Origin of the sequence: Salmonella sp. NW884, from assembly GCF_051700745.1 — a bacterium.
In the GTDB taxonomy this organism is placed as follows: Bacteria; Pseudomonadota; Gammaproteobacteria; order Enterobacterales; family Enterobacteriaceae; genus Salmonella; species Salmonella enterica.
This window is the reverse complement of record NZ_JAMMDE010000018.1, coordinates 25,010-44,747: the sequence shown is the minus strand read 5'-3', so window position 1 is coordinate 44,747 and position 19,738 is coordinate 25,010. Positions and strand designations below refer to the sequence as shown.

The window sequence follows — 19,738 nt, the reverse complement described above, 5'->3', positions numbered from 1 at the left end:
AAGTGAAACGCCGTAGCGCCGATGGTAGTGTGGGGTCTCCCCATGCGAGAGTAGGGAACTGCCAGGCATCAAATAAAGCAAAAGGCCCAATCGAAAGATTGGGCCTTTTTGCATTTATCTCTCTATGGAAAAAGTTATCGGTTAATGGCGCCGACGCGTTTTATATTTGGTTTATACCCTTCATACTTCAAGTCGCTTATGTGTTGGCTACGGATTACTCGGCCCATTCATGGGCCTCGCCCTGACGGGCCGTCGCACGCGACGTTCAAATCTGCTCCCGGCAGATTTGTCGCTCACCTCAGCCACATAGTTATCTATGCTCCTGGGGACTCACTCCCTTGCCGCCTTTAAGCAACTCGAATTATTTTGGGTATATAACATCTTCGTAGAGTGGATAAAAACCGTTTTAGTCAACGTGATTTCCCGCCATATATCCGCCTGAACCATAGAATGTGAACCGTGCTGAAGTGGATGTACAAACGGCTTTTACTTACGCCTCTAATAAGCAATAGAGATATTCGCTGAGGACTAAGAATCTGGCCCATTAGGCTATTTTATTTGCCAGTTTGGCCCTGGGACAGTGCTCAAAATCCTCATGTATTACGTGTATGCTCCGGTTTTTATCCAGACTGTCTGCGATAATTACGCCTAATGACCACGCTCTAAGTCTTACTGTATAAAGCGTGTTTGTAATGCGGCTTACGATGCTATCAAGCTACAATTTTGTCTGCATCGGACAAGGAATAGAATAAATACCATCGGGATGGGCGAGTAAGAAAAGAGAGCGTTTTATCGTGTTAACTTTCGGGGGACAGGCTGAACAGATTACGTCGCTGAGTATCCGTACGACCTTTATATTATTACTGAAAGCGCGGCATTGCCGCGCCTGCATGTATCATTTAGAAAGCGCAATGATACCCATCGTCAACCCTGCTACCGCCGCAGCGCCGCCAGCAATAGCGCCTGCTGTCTCCCAGTTATCCTGCGTAGTACCTTTCATACATGTATTGGTATGAACCAGCCGCCCTTGATCGTCATAAACCGGTACGCAGGGAGAATCATGTGCACAACCTGCCAATAAGGTGGTAAGCAATGCAACTGGAATTAGTCTTTTCATGGTGTTACCTCATTAATCAGCGTTTCGCAAAGTACAGCAACGTAAATGCTGGCTCTAACCGCTGCGAAAACGAGAGTTATTTTACCACCACAGAAAAAATGGCTGACATGAGGAATCATCTCAATTCATGTGAATTGTAAAAACTATGGAGAATGCAGAGGTAAGCGGAGAGGGGGAATAGCGGAGATAAAAACGTACCGTTTAAAAAGGCGTCCGAAGACGCCTCTGTTTACCGGTTAATCATGATGGCGATTAAATCGGCGTTTTACAACAACGAAGAATACTGGCACGAAGAAGATAGCTAATAAGGTTGCGGTTAACATTCCCCCCATAACCCCTGTGCCTACTGCGTTCTGTGCACCACTACCTGCGCCACGACTGATAACTAACGGCATTACCCCGAGAATAAAGGCCAGCGAGGTCATTAGAATAGGACGTAAACGCATACGGGATGCTTCCAGCGTCGCTTCAATCAATCCACGTCCTTCTTTTTCCATGAGATCTTTGGCGAACTCAACAATCAGGATGGCGTTTTTAGCAGAAAGGCCAATAGTGGTTAACAAGCCAACCTGGAAGTAAACGTCATTGTTCAGACCGCGCAATGACGCTGCAAGCAGAGCGCCAACCACGCCGAGCGGTACGACCAGCATTACCGAGAACGGAATTGACCAGCTTTCATACAGAGCAGCAAGGCAGAGGAAAACGACAATGAGTGAGATTGCGTACAGCGCCGGCGCCTGGTTACCTGACAACCGTTCCTGATACGACATACCTGTCCAGTCATAGCCAATACCGTTTGGCAGCTGTGAAGCCAGGTTTTCCATTAACGACATGGCTTCACCGGTACTTCGTCCGGGCGCTGCTTCACCGAGCAGTTCCATTGACGGCATCCCGTTATAGCGTTCCAGGCGTGGCGAACCATAAATCCACCGTGCTGAGCTAAAGGTAGAGAAGGGCACCATCTCGCCATTGGCGCTGCGTACATAAAGATTGTTGATATCTCCCGGCAGCATACGGAACTGAGCGTCAGCCTGAACGTATACTTTTTTCACTCGTCCGCGATCGATAAAGTCGTTAACGTAATAGCCGCCCAACGCCGCGGAGATGGTTTCGTTGATATCAGACAGCGAAACACCGAGCGCCTGCGCTTTTTCTTGATCGACATCCAGCTTGAACTGTGGCGTGTCTTCCAGCCCGTTCGGGCGTACGCGCACTAATAGGTCAGGATGCTTCGCGACCATACCCAGGAGTTGATTACGCGCTTTTGTTAACGCATCGTGACCGAGTCCTCCCTGATCAATCAGTTCAAAGTCGAAACCTGTCGCGGTACCTAACTCGACAATTGCCGGCATGTTGAAGGGGAACACCAACCCGTCGCGAATCTGGCTAAAGGCGCGTGTCGCTCTGGCGATAACGGCTTCGACGCTATTTTCTTCACCGTTACGCTCTTCCCAGGGTTTAAGGCTAACAAATGCCATCCCTGAGTTTTGTCCCTGACCGCTAAAGCTAAAGCCGTTTACGGTAAACACGCTTTCGACGTTCGCTTTTTCATTATTCAGGTAGTAATGAGTGACTTGATCCAGCACTTTCTGCGTACGTTCTTGCGTAGCGCCAGAGGGGAGCTGAATCATGGTCAGGAATACCCCCTGATCTTCTTCCGGCAGGAAGGAGGTCGGGAGGCGTAAAAACAGAACCGCCATTCCGACTACAATAAGTAGATAGATAATGAGATAGCGACCCGTATTACGCACGATGCCGCTTACGCTGTTAGTATAGTGGTTAACGCTGTGGTCAAACCTGGTATTGAACCAGCCAAAGAAGCCGCTTTTTTTCTCGTGATGTTCAGCAGATACGGGTTTAAGCAGCGTAGCGCACAGTGCTGGCGTCAGAATCAACGCAACCAGAACGGATAGCGCCATTGCTGAAACAATAGTAATAGAGAACTGGCGATAAATTGCCCCGGTCGAGCCGCCAAAAAAGGCCATCGGGATAAATACCGCAGACAGTACCATCGCGATACCAACCAGCGCTCCCTGAATCTGCGACATGGATTTTTCCGTCGCCTCTCGGGGAGAAAGGTTATCCTCCATCATTACACGTTCAACGTTTTCTACGACCACTATCGCATCATCAACCAACAGCCCTATCGCCAGTACCATACCAAACATCGTCAGAGTATTGATGGAATAGCCAAAGGCGGCGAGTACCGCAAAAGTGCCTAGCAACACGACAGGAACAGCGATGGTAGGAATCAGGGTTGCCCGGATATTCTGTAAGAACAGATACATTACCAGGAACACCAGAATAATCGCTTCAAACAGCGTTTTTACCACTTCGTGGATAGATATTTTTACGAAGGGCGTTGTGTCATAAGGATAAACCACCTTCATTCCCTGAGGGAAGAAAGGCTGCAGTTCCGCCAGTTTCGCTTTGATTGCGGTTGCGGTATCCAGCGCGTTAGCGCCGGTCGCCAGTTTAATACCGAGACCGGAGGCCGGTTTACCGTTAATGCGCGCTACAACGTTATAGTTTTCACCGCCAAGCTCAATACGCGCGACATCTTTGAGATGGACGACAGAGCCGTCGGTATTGACGCGCAACGTAACTTTGCCGAACTCTTCCGGATCTTTCAGACGCGTTTGGGCGATGATTGAGGCGTTAAGCTGCTGGCCCGGTAATGCTGGCGTGCCGCCCAGTTGGCCTGCCGCAATCTGGTCGTTCTGTACTTTTAACTGGTTGATGACGTCAACTGGCGTGAGCTGGTATTTATTTAGCAGATTCGCATCCAGCCAGATACGCATGGCGTACTGTGCGCCAAATAGCTGAACGTCGCCCACACCATTAAGACGGCTGATAGAATCCTTAATGTTAGAGGCGACATAGTCAGAGATGTCGTCCTGGGTAGTGTTCGGATTATCCGAGACGAACCCGGCGACCATCAAAAAGCTGCTGCTGGACTTTTCAACGCTAATCCCCTGCTGCTGGACTTCTTGCGGCAGTAAAGGCGTGGCGAGCTGCAATTTATTTTGCACCTGAACCTGCGCGATATCCGGATCGGTTCCGGACTGGAAGGTCAGGGTGATGGTCACGCTACCAGCAGAGTCGCTGGTAGAGGACATATACATCAGGTTATCGATACCGTTCATATTTTGTTCGATAACCTGAGTAACCGTATCCTGTACCGTCTGCGCATCCGCGCCAGGATAGGTTGCAGAAATAGAAACCGCTGGCGGCGCAATGGTTGGATACTGCGCAACGGGAAGTTGCATTATTGCCAGTGCGCCAGCCATCATCAGGATAATGGCCAGAACCCAGGCGAAAATAGGACGTCTAATAAAAAAGTTTGCCATGTACGGTTACCTTATTGCGCCGTTTTCGCTGCAGGAGCATCGGTAGTGGCTTTCACCTGGACGCCCGGTCGCGCTTTTTGTAAGCCGCTGACGATGACCTTATCGCCCGGTTTTAACCCTTCGCTGATGAGCCATTTATCGCCAATAGCCTGCGCCGCCACGACATTGCGGGCTTCGACCTGGCTTTTATCGTTAACCACCATCACCATTGCGTCGCCGCGCGGCGTGCGGGTTACGCCCTGCTGGGGGACAAGGATGGCATTGGGCTGGACGCCTTCATCAATGCGGGCGCGAACAAACATACCGGGAAGCAGACTGTGTTGCGGGTTAGGGAACACCGCCCTGAGCGTGATAGAGCCGGTGCTTTCATCTACGGTAACGTCGGAAAATTGCAGCGTGCCTTTAATCGGGTAGACCTGACCATTTTCCATTACCAGTTGAACCGTGCTACTGGCGCTGTCTTTATGCAGGTTACCTTGTTCGACGGATTGCTTGAGTCGCATAAAGTCGTTGCTTGATTGCGTCACGTCGACATAAATCGGATCGAGTTGTTGCACGGTAGCCAGTTCAGTTGACTGACCATTAGTCACCAGCGCGCCTTCAGTCACATTAGATTTTCCTATACGCCCGCTGATGGGTGAGGTGACTTTGGTATACGCAAGGTTAATACGCGCGCTTTCAACAGCGGCTTTTGCCGCCACAACGGCGGCATCGGCCTGGCGGGCGTCGGCAATCGCCTGATCATATTCCTGTTGGCTGATATATTTTGTGCCGACCAGTGGAACATAGCGTTTGACCGTCAGGTGCGCGATAGCCGCAGCCGCTTCGCTTTTAGCAAGTTCGCCTTTAGCGCTGTCATAATCGGCCTGATAAGTGGCAGGATCGATCTGATAAAGCGACTGCCCGGCCTCTACATCGCTACCTTCGGTGAAGTTTCTTTTAAGCACGATCCCGCTCACCTGGGGGCGAACCTCCGCAATGCGAAATGCGGACGTACGTCCGGGAAGTTCGGTCGTTACGGCTAGCGGCGCTGTTTCGACCACATGGACGGTGACTTGCGGCTCGCCGGCATGAGCCTGGGTATCTCCCTGGTCATTACAACCGGCCAGCAGCGCAGCAGAGAATATGATGAATGAGGGCAGGAGTGAAAACCTGGCATGTTTCGTCATTACTGTTCCTTAAAAAACCGAAAGCTCGTTATTCACCGGATAACGGTAAGGCGTTAACGCGCGAAAAATAGAATAGCAGTGGGGTATCCTACAAATTATTAGCTTGTGATGTAAGCAATACTTATTTTGGGATGGGGTTCACGGCACATAAAAGCAAAAAAAAAGAACTATTCCCTGTCGTTTCATAATGTCCCGATTAGTAAAATCATGATGTTGAATAACATAATTAGAAATATATATTTTATATGAATATGTTTTATTGATTTATTTGTTTTTATTATTGATTTGGCGATATTGTGCGAAATAAAAATGGCTGTCTCTCGTCTGACTAAAAAGGACATGGTAAAGTTGTTTTTTGTGCTGAGTATTTTATCAGCGTATTTATCGTTTTTATGGTCCAGGATATCTTAATTATGGCGAAGAAAACGAAGGCGGATGCGCTTAAAACGCGGCAACATTTGATTGAAACCGCTATTGCGCAGTTCGCTTTGCGCGGCGTTGCCAACACGACGTTGAATGATATCGCTGATGCCGCTGATGTCACGCGGGGCGCCATCTACTGGCACTTTGAGAATAAAACGCAGTTGTTTAATGAGGTTTGGTTACAGCAACCACCTTTACGCGAACTTATTCAGGATAGGCTTACGGGATGCTGGAATGATAATCCTTTACAGGATCTACGAGAGAAATTTATTGCAGCCTTACAATATATTGCGGCAGTGCCTCGTCAGCAGGCATTAATGCAGATTTTATATCATAAATGTGAATTCCATAATGGTATGATATCGGAACAGGCCATTCGGGAGAAGATTGGTTTCCATCATCAGTCGCTGCTTGAAGTATTACAGCGATGTATGGATAAAAAGCTGATCTCAGGCAGTCTTGATCTGGATGTCATATTAATTATTCTGCATGGTAGTTTTAGCGGAATAGTAAAGAACTGGTTAATGAATCCCACAAGTTATGATCTTTATAAGCAGGCGCCTGCATTAGTCGATAATGTATTAAAAATGCTAAGCCCGGATGGCAGTGTGAGGCAATTAATGCCAAATGAACAACAGGCTGAAGAAGCCTGAGATTATTTTGAGTTGATATTATATATTTACCTTGTGAATATATTGGCAGGGTCCCGAATATCGCGAGCAATTTCCTCTGCCGTACGCGGCTTGCCAAGCAGGAACCCCTGAAGCGTATGGCATCCTAACTGGGTCAAAAATTGTTGCTGCGTTTCATTCTCTACCCCTTCTGCCACAATTTGCAGATTTAACGCTTTCGCCAGCGCGACAATAGCCGCAACAATGGTCGCGCCGTCGCCTGCCTCGCTGAGTTCATGTACGAAAGCGCGATCAATTTTTAGTTCGCACGCCGGAAGACGTTTCAGATAGAGAAGGCTGGAATAACCGGTGCCAAAGTCGTCAATAGAGGCCTTAACCCCCATTTCCGTTAATCTGGTGAGTATAGCGACGCTTTGCTCTGGCTTGTTCATCGCCGTGGTTTCGGTGATTTCCAGAATCAATAAATCGGGACGGATACTGTGTCGGGCCAGGCTCCGCGTAATGGTGTCCACAAGGCCGGGCTGCTCAAATTGTAAGGCGGACAGATTTACCGCCACTGACCATAAGGCGTATCCCTGTAAGTGCCACTCGCGGAGCTGTCGACACGCCTCGTCTATCACCCAGCTACCGATAGTGACGATAAGACCCGTTTTTTCCGCCAGCGGTAAAAACTGGTCAGGATTCAGTACGCCTTGTTTTGGATGATACCAGCGCAACAGGGCCTCAAATCCTACAATGGGGCCGGCAGGGGCCTGAAATTTAGGCTGGTACACCAGCCTGAGCTCTTGTCTTTCCAGCGCCAGCCACAGGTCATTCATTAGCTGAAGCTGGGTTTGCGCCAGCATATTCATTGATGGCTGAAAGAAATGGTATCCGTTACGCCCCGTATGCTTCGTGTGGTACATCGCGGCATCGGCGTTGAACATCAGTTCCCGTTCGTTTTTTCCGTCCAGCGGATAGAGCGCTATTCCCACGCTAAGGGTGACGACCAGTTCGTACGGATCTATCGTAAAGGGCGCATCTATCGAATGTACCAGCGCGCTGGCAAGGGAAGCCGCTTCGTCAGGCGCGCTGACTTCCGCAAGCAGCACAAATTCGTCGCCGCCAATCCGCGCCAGGGTAAACTGCCCGCTCAGCGGTTGGTTCAGACGATGCGTGACCGCCACCAGTAGCTTATCGCCGATATCATGACCATAAGCGTCATTAACGGTTTTAAAGCCATCCAGATCCATAAACAGTAGCGCGAAAGACGTGCTTTCCCGATTCGCTTTGCTGATGGCCTGTTCCAGACGATCCTCAAGGAGTACCCGGTTTGGTAAACGGGTGAGCGTATCATGCAGCGCCAACTGCGCCAGTTCCTGGTTCGCCTGCGCCAGCGAAGAGGCAAGTAGTGCGGTACGGGCCTGAAGCCGGGCGTCAAATAAAGAAACCAGCAGAGTAATACCCAGGATAGTCAGCGCGACCACGCTGACAAGAACAGCCAGCCAGTTGCTATCGACGCCACGATGCTCCATCGGCCAGTTTTGGGGAAAGTGTGCGGCCTTCATGCCGGCGTAATGCATGCCGGCGATAGCTATCCCCATTAATACCGCAGCGCCTGCTCGCCTCAGGGCGACATCTGTTCCCTCATTACGCAGGCGGAACGTGAGCCACAGCGCGCCGCAGGACGCCAGTAGCGCAATAATGATAGAGAGGGCAACCCATGCGCTATTCCAGACGATAATGGAAGCAAATTGCAGCGCCGCCATCCCGGTATAATGCATTGCGCTGATGCCCAGTCCCATCACCAGCGCGCCCGGCAGTAAACGGCGCAGGCGCAGTTTTTCAGCGCTAACCAGCCATAGCGCAAACAGGGAGGAGCCGATCGCGATCAGCATGGAGAGGCCGGTGAGGAACGGATCGAAGCGCATGTTCATCGCGTGATCCATCGCCAGCATCCCGACAAAATGCATCGCCCAAATACCGACGCCCAGCGCGAAGCCGCCGCCCATTAGCCATATTCTGGCGTTTGATCGGGCGCTTCCGGCTACGCGTCCGGCCATATTTAATGCGGTATAGGACGCAAAAATAGCGACAGCAAATGAAACCGCCACAAGGATGTGGTTGTACTCACTAACCGGCATGTATCATTAGCTCATTGGTTATGCAGGAAAAGAACAGGACGAGACAGTATCACCCCTTCTTTTATCCTCAACGTGTTTTAATTCCCTGTTTTTATAAGGGATAAAAGAAATCCGGGTGATAAATAATCATAGGTTAAATCGCCCGGTTCGCTACTCCAGATCGGTACAATTGATCAATTTAAGAGGGTTAACCGAATCCATGTTTCGGCACTTATCCTGTTCAGTCGCCATCAATTCGATCCATTGCATCAAAAGCGCATCAAAAAGAAAAACGGAGACGGCAAAAACAACCAGCCACCAATACTTACGTATCATCGTCAAATCCTGTGTATTCATGCCCATGCGTGCTGGGAATATACATGAAATTTTGACGCTGAAAAGCGGACTTACAATGCTTTTACTTCTCTGAAGATAGCGCGTTTATCCCGACATTTCGCTGCTTTTTGGACAGGTTTTGTGTTTTTCGCTTTTTGACTTTTGCAAGTTCATTTTCTGAATAATGCGAAGTGACGCTCAATCTTCTGAGCCCCATTTTTACGTACTCATTATTGAGTTCAATACCGATAAACTTACGACCTGACGCCGCTGCGACAGCGCCTGTGGTGAAACTGCCTGCGAAAGGGTCCAATACGGTATCGCTCGGGTTAGAAGAGGCCAGTATGATCCGTTTTAACAGCGCGCTGGGCTTTTGCGTAGGATGGTTTTCATATTCATCCATCAGATAACGTACGCGAGGAAATGACCAAACGTTGCCCGGCACTTTTTTCTGATTGTATGGTTGGGGCGGGTTTTTTCGATAATCGATTAGCGCGCGCTTAGCGCCCGTAGTGGTTTCGACCAGAATCGCATCACGGTTAAAGGTATAGCTTTTCGGGTTTTTTACCATCATCAGGATCGGTTCATACATAGAACCAAAGTATTTTTTCGCCTGCACCCCGGAACTATCATAGGACCAGACGATACGGCTTTTGATGGTAAAAAGCGTTCGGCATTTGAGATCGATATACGGCATATTTTCTGTGCTATTCATGATGTACATGGTGCCGTGTTTCTTCAGTACGCGGTGGCACTCATCAATGCATTCATACAGCCAGGCCAGAAAAGACGTTTCGTCCCAGGATTCCACCATACCGTCGAAATCTTTTCCGATATTGTAAGGCGGATCGGCAAAAATTAAGTCAATGCTTTCAGAAGGCAGTTTTTTAAGTTCTGTTAGCGCGTCACCGTGAATAATCTTCTTCGATTCATCGCCAAAGTACTGAGGTTCACATTCCGCTTTCATGACCAAATTCCATGTGATGCGTATAAAAAAGGCGCTTCCCCATGCCGAGTAGCGCCTTTTTAAACAAGCAGTTAGCTAATCGAAATTAGTTCATGCCGTATTTTTTTAATTTTTTACGCAGCGTACCACGGTTGATGCCCATCATCAGAGCAGCACGGGTCTGGTTACCACGGGTGTATTGCATCACCATGTCCAACAGGGGCTGTTCTACTTCAGCCAGTACCAGCTCATACAGGTCATTAACGTCCTGACCATTCAGTTGAGCAAAATAGTTCTTCAGTGCCTGTTTAACCGAGTCACGCAGGGGTTTTTGGGTTACCTGATCCTGAGAGTTAACGGTAGAAACGGTCAGTACGTCAGAATTTACGCGTTGTTCGAACATAGTTCTGTCAGCTCTTTATTTCTGTTTACGCAAAATTTTCGAAGTATGCCTCCAACGCCTCCAGCTGTTCGCTGGCGTCCTCAATAGCGTTGAATGTGCGCCGAAACTGGTCGTCTGGAGCGTGCTCCTGGAGATACCAGGAGACGTGTTTACGCGCGATTCGGTACCCTTTTGCCTGACCGTAAAAGTCATGCAGTTCCCGAACATGCGTGCAAAGCAAGCGCTTTACCTCTGCCAGCGGCAGCGGCGGAAGCAGCTCCCCAGTGTCCAGATAATGCTGGATTTCCCGAAAGATCCAGGGTCTTCCCTGAGCTGCGCGGCCTATCATCAGGGCATCCGCCCCTGTATAGTCGAGAACAGCTCTGGCTTTATGCGGGTTAGTAATGTCGCCATTCGCGATAATCGGAATGGAAACTTTCTGCTTAACTGCCCGAATACTGTCGTATTCAGCTTCTCCGTTGAACAAACAGGCGCGGGTGCGGCCATGAATGGTCAGAGCCTGAATACCACAATCTTCAGCCAGTTGGGCAATCTCTACGCAGTTACGGTGTTCCGGCGCCCAGCCGGTGCGAATCTTGAGAGTCACAGGAACGTCCACTGCGTTTACGACCCCGATGAGTATAGACTTCACTAAATCCGGGTACTGCAAGAGGGCTGAACCTGCCAGCTTACGATTCACTTTCTTCGCCGGGCACCCCATATTGATATCAATAATCTGGGCGCCGCTTTCCACGTTAATACGTGCGGCATCGGCCATCTCAACAGGGTCGCTACCGGCAATTTGCACCGTGCGAATTCCTGGCTCATCAACGTGCACCATCCGTAAACGAGATTTATCGCTTTCCCACACTTGCGGGTTAGAAGACATCATCTCGGATACTGTCAATCCTGCTCCCATCTCATAGCACAGCGTCCGGAAAGGTCTGTCAGTAATGCCAGCCATGGGCGCTGCGATCAGGCGATTTCTGAGCTGATATTGTCCGATGCGCATGAGTTAAGAAATGACCATACTGTGACTGCAAGGCGGCGTATATTACGCATTTTTTGCACGAGATGAAAGGCCAAACTTTGAACAATCCACTGTTGTAGATCAATGAATCGTGCTTAAAAACAGCAAAATAAATTTATAATTCAGTAAAATCATAGGGTTATTTGTTGTTGGCGGTTTTGTACGCGCTTACAAATTCCCGTAACTTCTCTCTATTTCTTCGTCCAGAAACAAGATAAGCGGAATAATCTGCTTTTTTTATAAGCTAATTACCCCAAATGAATGGGATCGCCGTCTCGTTTCAGGACAAGATCACTTCCCGCTGCGCGTGACTTTTCTCCATTGCCAGTCGGAAGGGGGGCACAGATGCGCTTTTGTGTTCATGAATGGCACGCATAAATTTTTCCAGCTGTGCTGAAGAGCGCGTTAGCGGATGCTGCAGAACAACCCGGACAGCATTACTAAGCACGAGGGCGATGGCTGCCACCCGTTAAAACGCCAGTACCTTTTGTCCGCTGGTAGCAGCTGTTTACCCAGACGGATAGTGACAAAGAAGTCATTTCAGGCATTCATTTGATGAATTTAATGATGTCTCGGTGCCTGAAAGGCGTTAAGGCAAGTTGTGTGGAGAAAAGCGTGGCCGGGCGACCACGCAGACAAGAATTATTTCTTACGGCCAGTAATGCGGCACCACTCTTCTTTTTCGACGACCGGGTCGAGAGTGAAAAGCTCGGCGTAAGCATCGCAGACGCTTTCCGCCTGGCTGGCGAGAATACCTGAAAGCCCCAGCAGACCGCCCTCAACGGGCAGTACGCTGATTAACGGGGCCAGTTCGCGTAATGGGCCTGCCAGGATGTTAGCGACAACCACGTCGGCTTTCATGGCTTCTGGCTGGTCTTTCGGCAGGTACAGCTCCAGCCGGTCAGACACGCCGTTGCGTTCGGCATTATCGCGACTGGCCTGAATAGCTTGCGGATCGATATCAATACCAATCGCCTTTGCCGCTCCCAGCTTCAGCGCGGCAATCGCCAGAATGCCTGAACCGCAGCCAAAGTCGATCACGGTTTTGCCGTTGAGATCGAGCCCGTCCAGCCATTGCAGACATAAAGAGGTGGTGGGGTGCGTACCCGTACCGAACGCCAGTCCCGGGTCGAGCATCACGTTGACGGCATTCTCGTCCGGAATGTCACGCCAGCTGGGACAAATCCACAGACGCTCGCCAAAACGCATCGGATGGAAATTATCCATCCATTCGCGTTCCCAGTCTTTATCTTCCAGTTGTTCGATTTTATGGGCAAATCCGGCACCCAGCAGTGGATGTTGCTCCAGAATCGCGACAACGTCTTTCATGTCTGTTTCGGCGTCGAACAGACCGATCACATCGGTATCGCCCCACAGACGGGTTTCGCCCGGCAACGGCTCAAAAACCGGCGTATCGTGCGTATCCTGAAAGGTAATGGAAACGGCGCCCGCTTCCATCAGCGCATCACTCAGCTCTTCAGCATTCGCGCCGGTGGTATTCAGTTTCAATTGGATCCATGGCATGGCAAAACTCTTTATTTATCAGTAGACAATACGGTGGCTTGCGAAGCGGAAGAGCCGAATCGGTTTCCGATCAGAAAAGCCAATAAACTTAACAGTAACGCGGGCACAATCGGATGAAAGCCCAGGTACTGAATATTAAATGTGGCAAGCAGGGCATATAGCACGCCGCCCACGATCATGGCGCTTAATGCGCCTGCCGCGTTTGCCCGCTCCCAGTAAAGGCCCAATACCAGCGGCCATAAGAACACCGCTTCCAGGCCGCCAAACGCCAGCAGGTTGAGCCAAATGATCATCTCTGGCGGTTTCCATGCTGCCAGCAGCAACAGCGCGCCTAGCAGTAATGTAATCGCTGCCGACATACGCTTCAGCCGGATCTCATTTTGCATCTGATCGGGGCGCAGGTTGAGATAGAGATCTTTAATGATCGTCGCGGAACTTTGCAGCAGTTGGGCGTTAATTGTTGACATGATCGCCGCCATTGGCGCAGCCAGGAAGATCCCGGCGGCAAATGGCGGCAAAACTTTCACCATTAGCGTTGGGATCACCAGATCCGGCACCGTCAGATCCGGAAGCACCGCGCGACCCAGCGCGCCGGCAAGGTGCATCCCGAACATTAAAATCGCCACGACAATCGTACCGATAATAATGCCCCGGTGTACCGCTTTACTGTCTTTATAGGAGATGCAGCGCACCGCCGTATGCGGCAGGCCAATCACACCAAAACAGACCAGTACCCAAAAAGAGGTCATAAAGGCGGGAGAAAGTATGTCATCGGCGCCCTGCGGCGTTACCAGTTTGGGGTCGAGAGCGTGCAGCGTGTCAACGGCCTGACTTAGACCGCCCGCCGCATGCACCACGCCCACCAGCAGCACTATCGTGCCGACCAGCATCACCAGGCCCTGTAGCGTATCGTTAAGTACGCTGGCGCGAAAGCCGCCAAACGCCGTATAGAGTGCGATACTGACGCCAAATATTAGCAGGCCGGTTTCGTAGGGAATTCCCGCCGCGGTTTCCAGCAGTCGCGCGCCGCCGATAAATTGTACGGTCATTGCGCCAATAAACGCGACCAATAAACTCAGGCTTGCCAACCACACCAGCAGGCGGCTTTGGTAACGAGCGAATAGCATATCGTTAAGCGTGACGGCATTATAGCGACGCGCCAGGATAGCGAATTTTTTACCCAGAATACCCAGTGAAAGCCAGACGGCGGGAAGCTGGATCATCGCCAGCAAGACCCAGCCCAGACCGTATTTATAAGCCGCGCCGGGACCGCCGATAAATGAACTGGCGCTAATATAGGTGGCGGTAAGCGTCATCGCGAGTACGATCCCGCCCATCGAACGGCTGCCAAGAAAATATTCGTTTAAAAAGGTGCCGGCGGTACGCTTGCGCATAGCGTAAATCGAGACCCCGAAGACCACGATCAGATAGGCTACCAGCGGTAGAATGACCTCAAGCTGCATCGTCATCCTCCAGCGGAATATCGCGATAAATGAATTTCACCATCGCCCAGCACAGCAAAATAAAGACCAGCGGCGTCAATAAGCAGGCCATCTCGAACCAGTGCGGCAGACCGGTAATTCCCGGCGAGTCTCCAGGTAAGTAAGCAGCCACTAACCATGCCGCCAGATAGCAAAGGGTCAGCCACAGCGCCCAGCGCGCCTCTTTATGGGCCTGAACAAAACGAGCGTCCATTTTTTGTCCCTTATGGGTGAAGAAAGCGGGAATTGTACATGATGGGGCATCGCTATCCCCAGAAATAAAAAAGGCCGGATTCACCGGCCTTTTGAGATTAACGTGCGATTACTTTTCCTGAAGACCGAGTTTTTTCTCCAGATAGTGGATGTTGGTTCCACCGTGCTGGAAGTGCTCGTCATTCATGATGCGGGTCTGCAGATCGATATTGGTTTTGATACCATCGATAATCAGTTCCTGCAGGGCATTTTTCATACGGGCAATCGCCACATCGCGGTTTTCACCGTAGCAGATGAGCTTGCCGATCATGGAATCATAGTACGGCGGCACCGTGTAGCCCGCGTAGATATGAGATTCCCAGCGAACGCCAAAGCCGCCAGGCGCATGGAAGCGCGTGATTTTGCCTGGGCTTGGCAGGAAGGTGTTCGGATCTTCGGCATTGATACGGCATTCTACCGCATGGCCTCGAACGACAACTTCGTCCTGTGTGATCGACAGCGGCTGACCCGCCGCGATGCGCAACTGCTCTTTGATCAAATCGACGCCGGTAATCATTTCAGTCACCGGGTGTTCAACCTGAATACGGGTGTTCATTTCGATGAAATAGAACTCGCCGTTTTCGAACAGGAATTCGAACGTCCCTGCGCCGCGATAGCCGATGTCTACGCACGCTTTCGCGCAGCGTTCGCCGATATAGCGACGCAGTTCCGGCGTAATGCCTGGCGCCGGGGCTTCTTCAACCACTTTCTGGTGGCGACGCTGCATGGAACAGTCGCGTTCCGCCAGATAGATAGCGTTGCCCTGGCCGTCCGCCAGCACCTGAATTTCGATGTGGCGTGGATTTTCCAGGTATTTTTCCATGTATACCATGTCGTTGCTGAAAGCCGCTTTCGCTTCCGCTTTGGTCATGGAGATGGACTGCGCCAGTTCAGCATCGCTACGAACCACGCGCATGCCGCGGCCGCCGCCGCCGCCGGACGCTTTGATGATCACCGGATAGCCAATACGTTTGGCATGAGCGCGGTTCGCATTCATATCGTCGCCCAGCGGGCCGTCAGATCCTGGTACGGTCGGCACGCCCGCTTTTTTCATCGCGGTAATCGCGGACACTTTATCGCCCATCAGGCGGATGGTGTCCGCTTTCGGGCCGATAAAGATAAAGCCGGAGCGTTCAACCTGCTCGGCAAAATTGGCGTTCTCAGAAAGGAAGCCGTAACCCGGGTGGATTGCCACCGCGCCGGTGATTTCAGCGGCGCTAATGATAGCCGGGATGTTCAGATAACTTTTTACGGACGGTGCCGGGCCAATACAGACCGTCTCATCCGCCAGCAATACGTGTTTTAAATCGCGATCCGCGCTTGAGTGCACAGCGACGGTCTTGATGCCGAGTTCTTTACAGGCTCGAAGAATACGTAGTGCGATCTCGCCGCGGTTGGCGATGACAATTTTATCCAACATGTTCGCCTCGTTACTCGATGACGACCAGTGGCTCGTCAAATTCTACCGGTTGACCACTTTCGACCAGAATCGCTTTCACAGTACCTGCTTTGTCAGCTTCGATCTGGTTCATCATTTTCATGGCTTCAACGATGCACAGGGTATCGCCCACGTTCACTTTCTGGCCCACTTCGATGAACGCTTTCGCGTCCGGGCTTGGGGTGCGGTAGAAAGTACCAACCATTGGGGAGCGTACGATGTGACCACTGATTTCCGCTGCGGCAGGCGCTTCCATTGCTGGAGTAGCCGCTGGCGCGACAGCGTTAGACAGAGCGGGTTGCTGCATCATCGGCGCCGCATAAGCCTGCTGCATCACCGGAAAACCGGCGTTTGCCGTTGTGCGGCTGATGCGAACAGATTCTTCGCCTTCAGAAATTTCCAGTTCGGAGATACCTGATTCTTCAACCAGCTCGATCAGTTTTTTAATCTTACGAATATCCATGAGTGGGTTCCGTACTCTTTGTTTAGTGTGATTGTGACAGGCGTTTTAGCGCCGTCTGTAAAGCATGTGAATGACTGCCGCGGGTAAAATACCGCGCATCTTTGATTTGCCTGTTATGCCGTAGCACCCGAAGGTGAAATTCATGATTTGCCAGTCATTGTGTGGCTATCTTCTGCCATTTTCGGGCAAAAAACAAAATATACCTTCATTGCTCGATTGTCACCCTTTCTGCGAACGAAAATCGCCGTTGGGCAATGTAAAGTCGCACATTATAACTATTTCGTCGCAATTAGCAGCTAAATACTGGTCTTATCAGGGAAGATAATCAACCCGAAACATAAAAAGGACATTACCTGTTTTGCGTTTTGCAATCGACCGCACAGTTCACCAAACTAGCGCCACCACTGGCGAAACTTCCGATAACGCAACGCTAAAAGGGCTAACGCTAATGCCGCGTAGATGACCGGTTGTGGTGATAAAATCTTTACCGACCACAGGTAATGTATGGGAGCCAGGATCGCGACAAGATAGACGACGTTATGCAGTGTTTGCCAGCGTTTGCCCAATTTACGCTGCGCAAATTGCGTTGAGGTCAACGTCAGCGCCAATAACACCAGCCAGCTAATGATCCCAAGCGTCAAATAAGGGCGTGAAATCAACTCGCTTCCTAACAACGCCAGGTTATGTATCCCCAGTTCCAGTAAGGCATAGCTGGTTAAATGCAGCGTAGCCCAAACGAAACACCATAATCCTAACAGGCGGCGTGTGCGTATCAATAATGGCTGTTTAGCGTAGCGCGCCAGCGGTGAAACCAGCAAGGTGGCGAGCAAAAATTTGAGCGCGGTTCTGCCGGTAAAGTGTTGGATATCCTTTACCGGGTCTGCGCTGAGTCCACCGTGATTTATCGCCCAAAAGAGCCACAGAAGCGGCAAAAAACCGGCAAGATGCAGACAAACTTTTAGCCAGGTTATCTGTTTTGCTGTCAGACGCACTTAAAAATTCTCCCGCAAATTGAGACCGCGATACAGCGAAGCGACTTCATTGGCGTAGCCGTTAAACAGCAGCGTCGGCTGCCTTTGCACATCAAGGATACCGCCTGAACCAATAAAGCGTTCGGTAGCCTGAGACCAGCGTGGATGATCCACATGCGGGTTCACATTGGCGTAAAAACCATATTCGTTGGGAGCCGACAAATTCCAGGTGGTTGGCGGACGTTCGCGGGTGAGTTTAATGCTGACAATAGATTTAATACCTTTAAAACCATACTTCCATGGAACGATGAGTCGAATAGGCGCGCCGTTTTGCGGGGGTAACGCCTTACCATAGACGCCAACGGTCATCAGAGTCAGCGGATGCATGGCTTCGTCCAGACGTAGCCCTTCGACATAAGGGTATTTCAGTCCGCCGCCAATAAAGCGATCTTTCTGTCCTGGCATATCATCCGGCGCGTATAGCGTTTCGAATGCCACATATTTAGCGTGGCTGGTGGGCTGTGCCTGCGCGAGTAGCTTATATAAAGGGAAACCAATCCACGGCACGACCATGGACCACGCTTCGACGCAGCGCATTCGATAGATACGCTCTTCTAATGGGAAACGATGTGTTAAATCGTCGTAATCCAGCGTAAATGGCTTCGCGACTTCCCCGCTGATTTTCAACGTCCACGGTTCGGTTTTCAGACTTCCGGCATTGGCCGCCGGGTCGGCTTTATCAAGGCCAAACTCATAGAAATTGTTGTAGCCCGTCACTTTATCTTCCGGCGTTAACGCTAAATCGCTTCGCCAGGCGGCAGGCTGACTAAACTCAAGCGGTTTACCGGCAGGCGCTTTCGGACGATCGTTGCCTTTAAACCAACTGAAGAGATCGGCCTGCGCCGTTGAGGGTAAGGATAAGGCGGCCGCGCTGATGCCTAATGCTTTTAGCACCTGTCGGCGCTGCATAAAAAAAGCCGATTCCGCAGTCACATCGGCTTCTGTTAATGGACGTATCTTTTTCATCACAGACTCCCGGTCTACCCACCACAACATGGCGTGTAGTGAATATGACAGGGAGTGTGTCAATGTGTAAAAATAAATAGTTAATTAAGTGTAAATTTTTTTATACGTGACGTTATTTTATCTTCACCAGCGTACGGCCCTGAACCTGATTATTGATGATGGCATCGGCGAACTTTGGCGCATCCGCCAGCGTAATCTCTGTGGCGGCCTGAGCATAGAACGATTCCGGCAGATCCTTAACCAAACGCGCCCAGGCTTCTGCGCGACGTGCCGGTGGGGTCATCACCGAGTCCACCCCTTGCAAACGCACATTACGCAGAATGAATGGCATAACGGTGGTCGGCAGCGCGAAGCCGCCCGCCAGGCCGCAGGCAGCCACGCAACCGCCATAGTTCATCTGTGCCAGCACTTTCGCCAGCACTTTATCGCCAACGGTATCAATTGCACCGGCCCACAGCTGTTTTTCCAACGGGCGAGATTCAGCAAACTCATCGCGGCTGAGAATACGGTTAGCTCCCAGGCTCTTAAGATAGCCGTGGGTGCTTTCACGGCCTGATACTGCTGCAACCTGATAGCCCAGCTTATGCAGTAATGCAACGGCAGTGCTGCCCACGCCGCCGCTGGCGCCGGTGACGACAATCTCACCGTCTTGCGGGCGAATACCTGCATCTTCAAGCGCCATGACGCACAGCATGGCGGTAAAACCGGCGGTGCCGATGATCATGGCGTTACGGCTGCTCAGTCCCGCAGGCAGCGCGACCAGCCAGTCGCCTTTAACGCGTGCGCGTTCGGCCAGGCCGCCCCAGTGGTTTTCGCCCACGCCCCAGCCAGTCAGTAGTACTTCCTGGCCTGCATGAAAGCGAGGATCTTCGCTTGCGTGAACGGTGCCGGCGAAATCAATACCAGGAATCATCGGAAAATGACGGATAATTTTCCCTTTTCCGGTGATAGCCAGAGCATCTTTATAATTCAGGCTGGACCAGTGGACATCCACCGTCACATCACCTGCCGGCAGTTGACTCTCTTCGAGATGTTGCACGGATGCGAGGGTTTTACCGTCCTGCTGTTCTAAGATCAACGCCTGCATAACCTGTCC

At 50.9% G+C, this 19,738-nt stretch carries 18 protein-coding genes; 2 read left to right on the top strand and 16 right to left on the bottom strand.

What is annotated here, in order from left to right:
* The coding region (locus tag NA197_RS22540; RefSeq protein ID WP_438796703.1) for a hypothetical protein at nt 1–245 on the top strand (245 nt) is incomplete at its 5' end.
* Between the two features lie 650 nt (nt 246–895).
* Here NA197_RS22540 and NA197_RS22535 read toward each other — a convergent pair.
* From NA197_RS22535 to NA197_RS22525, 3 genes are all read right to left on the bottom strand, one after another.
* Entirely contained in the window at nt 896–1,117 is a 222-nt protein-coding gene (locus NA197_RS22535; protein ID WP_000825645.1) for a membrane protein, read from the bottom strand.
* 236 nt (nt 1,118–1,353) lie between these two features.
* Nucleotides 1,354–4,467 (bottom strand): efflux RND transporter permease subunit, encoded by a 3,114-nt coding sequence (locus NA197_RS22530; RefSeq protein WP_001273283.1) that lies wholly within the window; start codon nt 4,465–4,467, stop codon nt 1,354–1,356.
* Between the two features lie 11 nt (nt 4,468–4,478).
* The gene (locus tag NA197_RS22525) at nt 4,479–5,636 is read right to left on the bottom strand and encodes an efflux RND transporter periplasmic adaptor subunit (protein WP_000160383.1); all 1,158 of its coding nucleotides are present in this window, start codon (nt 5,634–5,636) and stop codon (nt 4,479–4,481) included.
* Nucleotides 5,637–6,049: 413 nt separating this feature from the next.
* Between NA197_RS22525 and envR the strand changes: the two genes are divergently transcribed.
* Complete coding sequence (gene envR, locus NA197_RS22520) at nt 6,050–6,712, top strand: acrEF/envCD operon transcriptional regulator (RefSeq protein WP_001085721.1); 663 nt, start codon at nt 6,050–6,052, stop codon at nt 6,710–6,712.
* Nucleotides 6,713–6,738: 26 nt separating this feature from the next.
* Here the strand turns inward: envR and NA197_RS22515 are convergent, their stop codons facing one another.
* The 13 genes from NA197_RS22515 to acuI form a co-directional block, all read right to left on the bottom strand.
* The gene (locus NA197_RS22515; protein ID WP_023233478.1) at nt 6,739–8,814 is read right to left on the bottom strand and encodes a putative bifunctional diguanylate cyclase/phosphodiesterase; all 2,076 of its coding nucleotides are present in this window, start codon (nt 8,812–8,814) and stop codon (nt 6,739–6,741) included.
* Between the two features lie 150 nt (nt 8,815–8,964).
* Nucleotides 8,965–9,129, bottom strand: a complete 165-nt coding sequence (locus NA197_RS22510) for a DUF2556 family protein (protein ID WP_000620015.1) — start codon at nt 9,127–9,129, stop codon at nt 8,965–8,967.
* 82 nt (nt 9,130–9,211) lie between these two features.
* Entirely contained in the window at nt 9,212–10,096 is an 885-nt protein-coding gene (yhdJ, locus tag NA197_RS22505) for an adenine-specific DNA-methyltransferase (RefSeq protein ID WP_000642613.1), read from the bottom strand.
* 85 nt (nt 10,097–10,181) lie between these two features.
* On the bottom strand, nt 10,182–10,478 hold the full coding sequence (gene fis / locus NA197_RS22500) for a DNA-binding transcriptional regulator Fis (protein WP_000462905.1): 297 nt from the start codon (nt 10,476–10,478) through the stop codon (nt 10,182–10,184).
* A gap of 25 nt (nt 10,479–10,503) precedes the next feature.
* Nucleotides 10,504–11,469: a tRNA dihydrouridine synthase DusB gene (gene dusB / locus NA197_RS22495; protein WP_001219664.1), complete on the bottom strand. Its 966-nt coding sequence runs from the start codon at nt 11,467–11,469 to the stop codon at nt 10,504–10,506.
* A 660-nt stretch (nt 11,470–12,129) separates the two neighbouring features.
* A complete protein-coding gene (prmA, locus tag NA197_RS22490) occupies nt 12,130–13,011 on the bottom strand; it encodes a 50S ribosomal protein L11 methyltransferase (protein ID WP_001145849.1) in 882 nt (293 codons plus the stop codon).
* A gap of 11 nt (nt 13,012–13,022) precedes the next feature.
* Entirely contained in the window at nt 13,023–14,474 is a 1,452-nt protein-coding gene (gene panF, locus NA197_RS22485) for a sodium/pantothenate symporter (protein WP_001175684.1), read from the bottom strand.
* A complete protein-coding gene (locus tag NA197_RS22480; protein WP_000340016.1) occupies nt 14,464–14,706 on the bottom strand; it encodes a YhdT family protein in 243 nt (80 codons plus the stop codon). Before NA197_RS22480 ends, panF begins: the two co-directional genes overlap by 11 nt.
* A 108-nt stretch (nt 14,707–14,814) precedes the next feature.
* Nucleotides 14,815–16,164, bottom strand: a complete 1,350-nt coding sequence (gene accC, locus NA197_RS22475) for an acetyl-CoA carboxylase biotin carboxylase subunit (RefSeq protein ID WP_000884627.1) — start codon at nt 16,162–16,164, stop codon at nt 14,815–14,817.
* A gap of 10 nt (nt 16,165–16,174) precedes the next feature.
* Nucleotides 16,175–16,645, bottom strand: coding sequence for an acetyl-CoA carboxylase biotin carboxyl carrier protein (gene accB / locus NA197_RS22470; protein ID WP_000354626.1), 471 nt, complete (start codon nt 16,643–16,645; stop codon nt 16,175–16,177).
* 392 nt (nt 16,646–17,037) lie between these two features.
* Nucleotides 17,038–17,637, bottom strand: coding sequence for a protein-methionine-sulfoxide reductase heme-binding subunit MsrQ (msrQ, locus tag NA197_RS22465; protein ID WP_001240053.1), 600 nt, complete (start codon nt 17,635–17,637; stop codon nt 17,038–17,040).
* Nucleotides 17,638–18,642, bottom strand: a complete 1,005-nt coding sequence (gene msrP, locus NA197_RS22460) for a protein-methionine-sulfoxide reductase catalytic subunit MsrP (RefSeq protein ID WP_000723876.1) — start codon at nt 18,640–18,642, stop codon at nt 17,638–17,640.
* A 112-nt stretch (nt 18,643–18,754) separates the two neighbouring features.
* Nucleotides 18,755–19,729, bottom strand: a complete 975-nt coding sequence (gene acuI / locus NA197_RS22455; protein WP_001148240.1) for an acrylyl-CoA reductase (NADPH) — start codon at nt 19,727–19,729, stop codon at nt 18,755–18,757.
* Nucleotides 19,730–19,738: the final 9 nt, after the last annotated feature.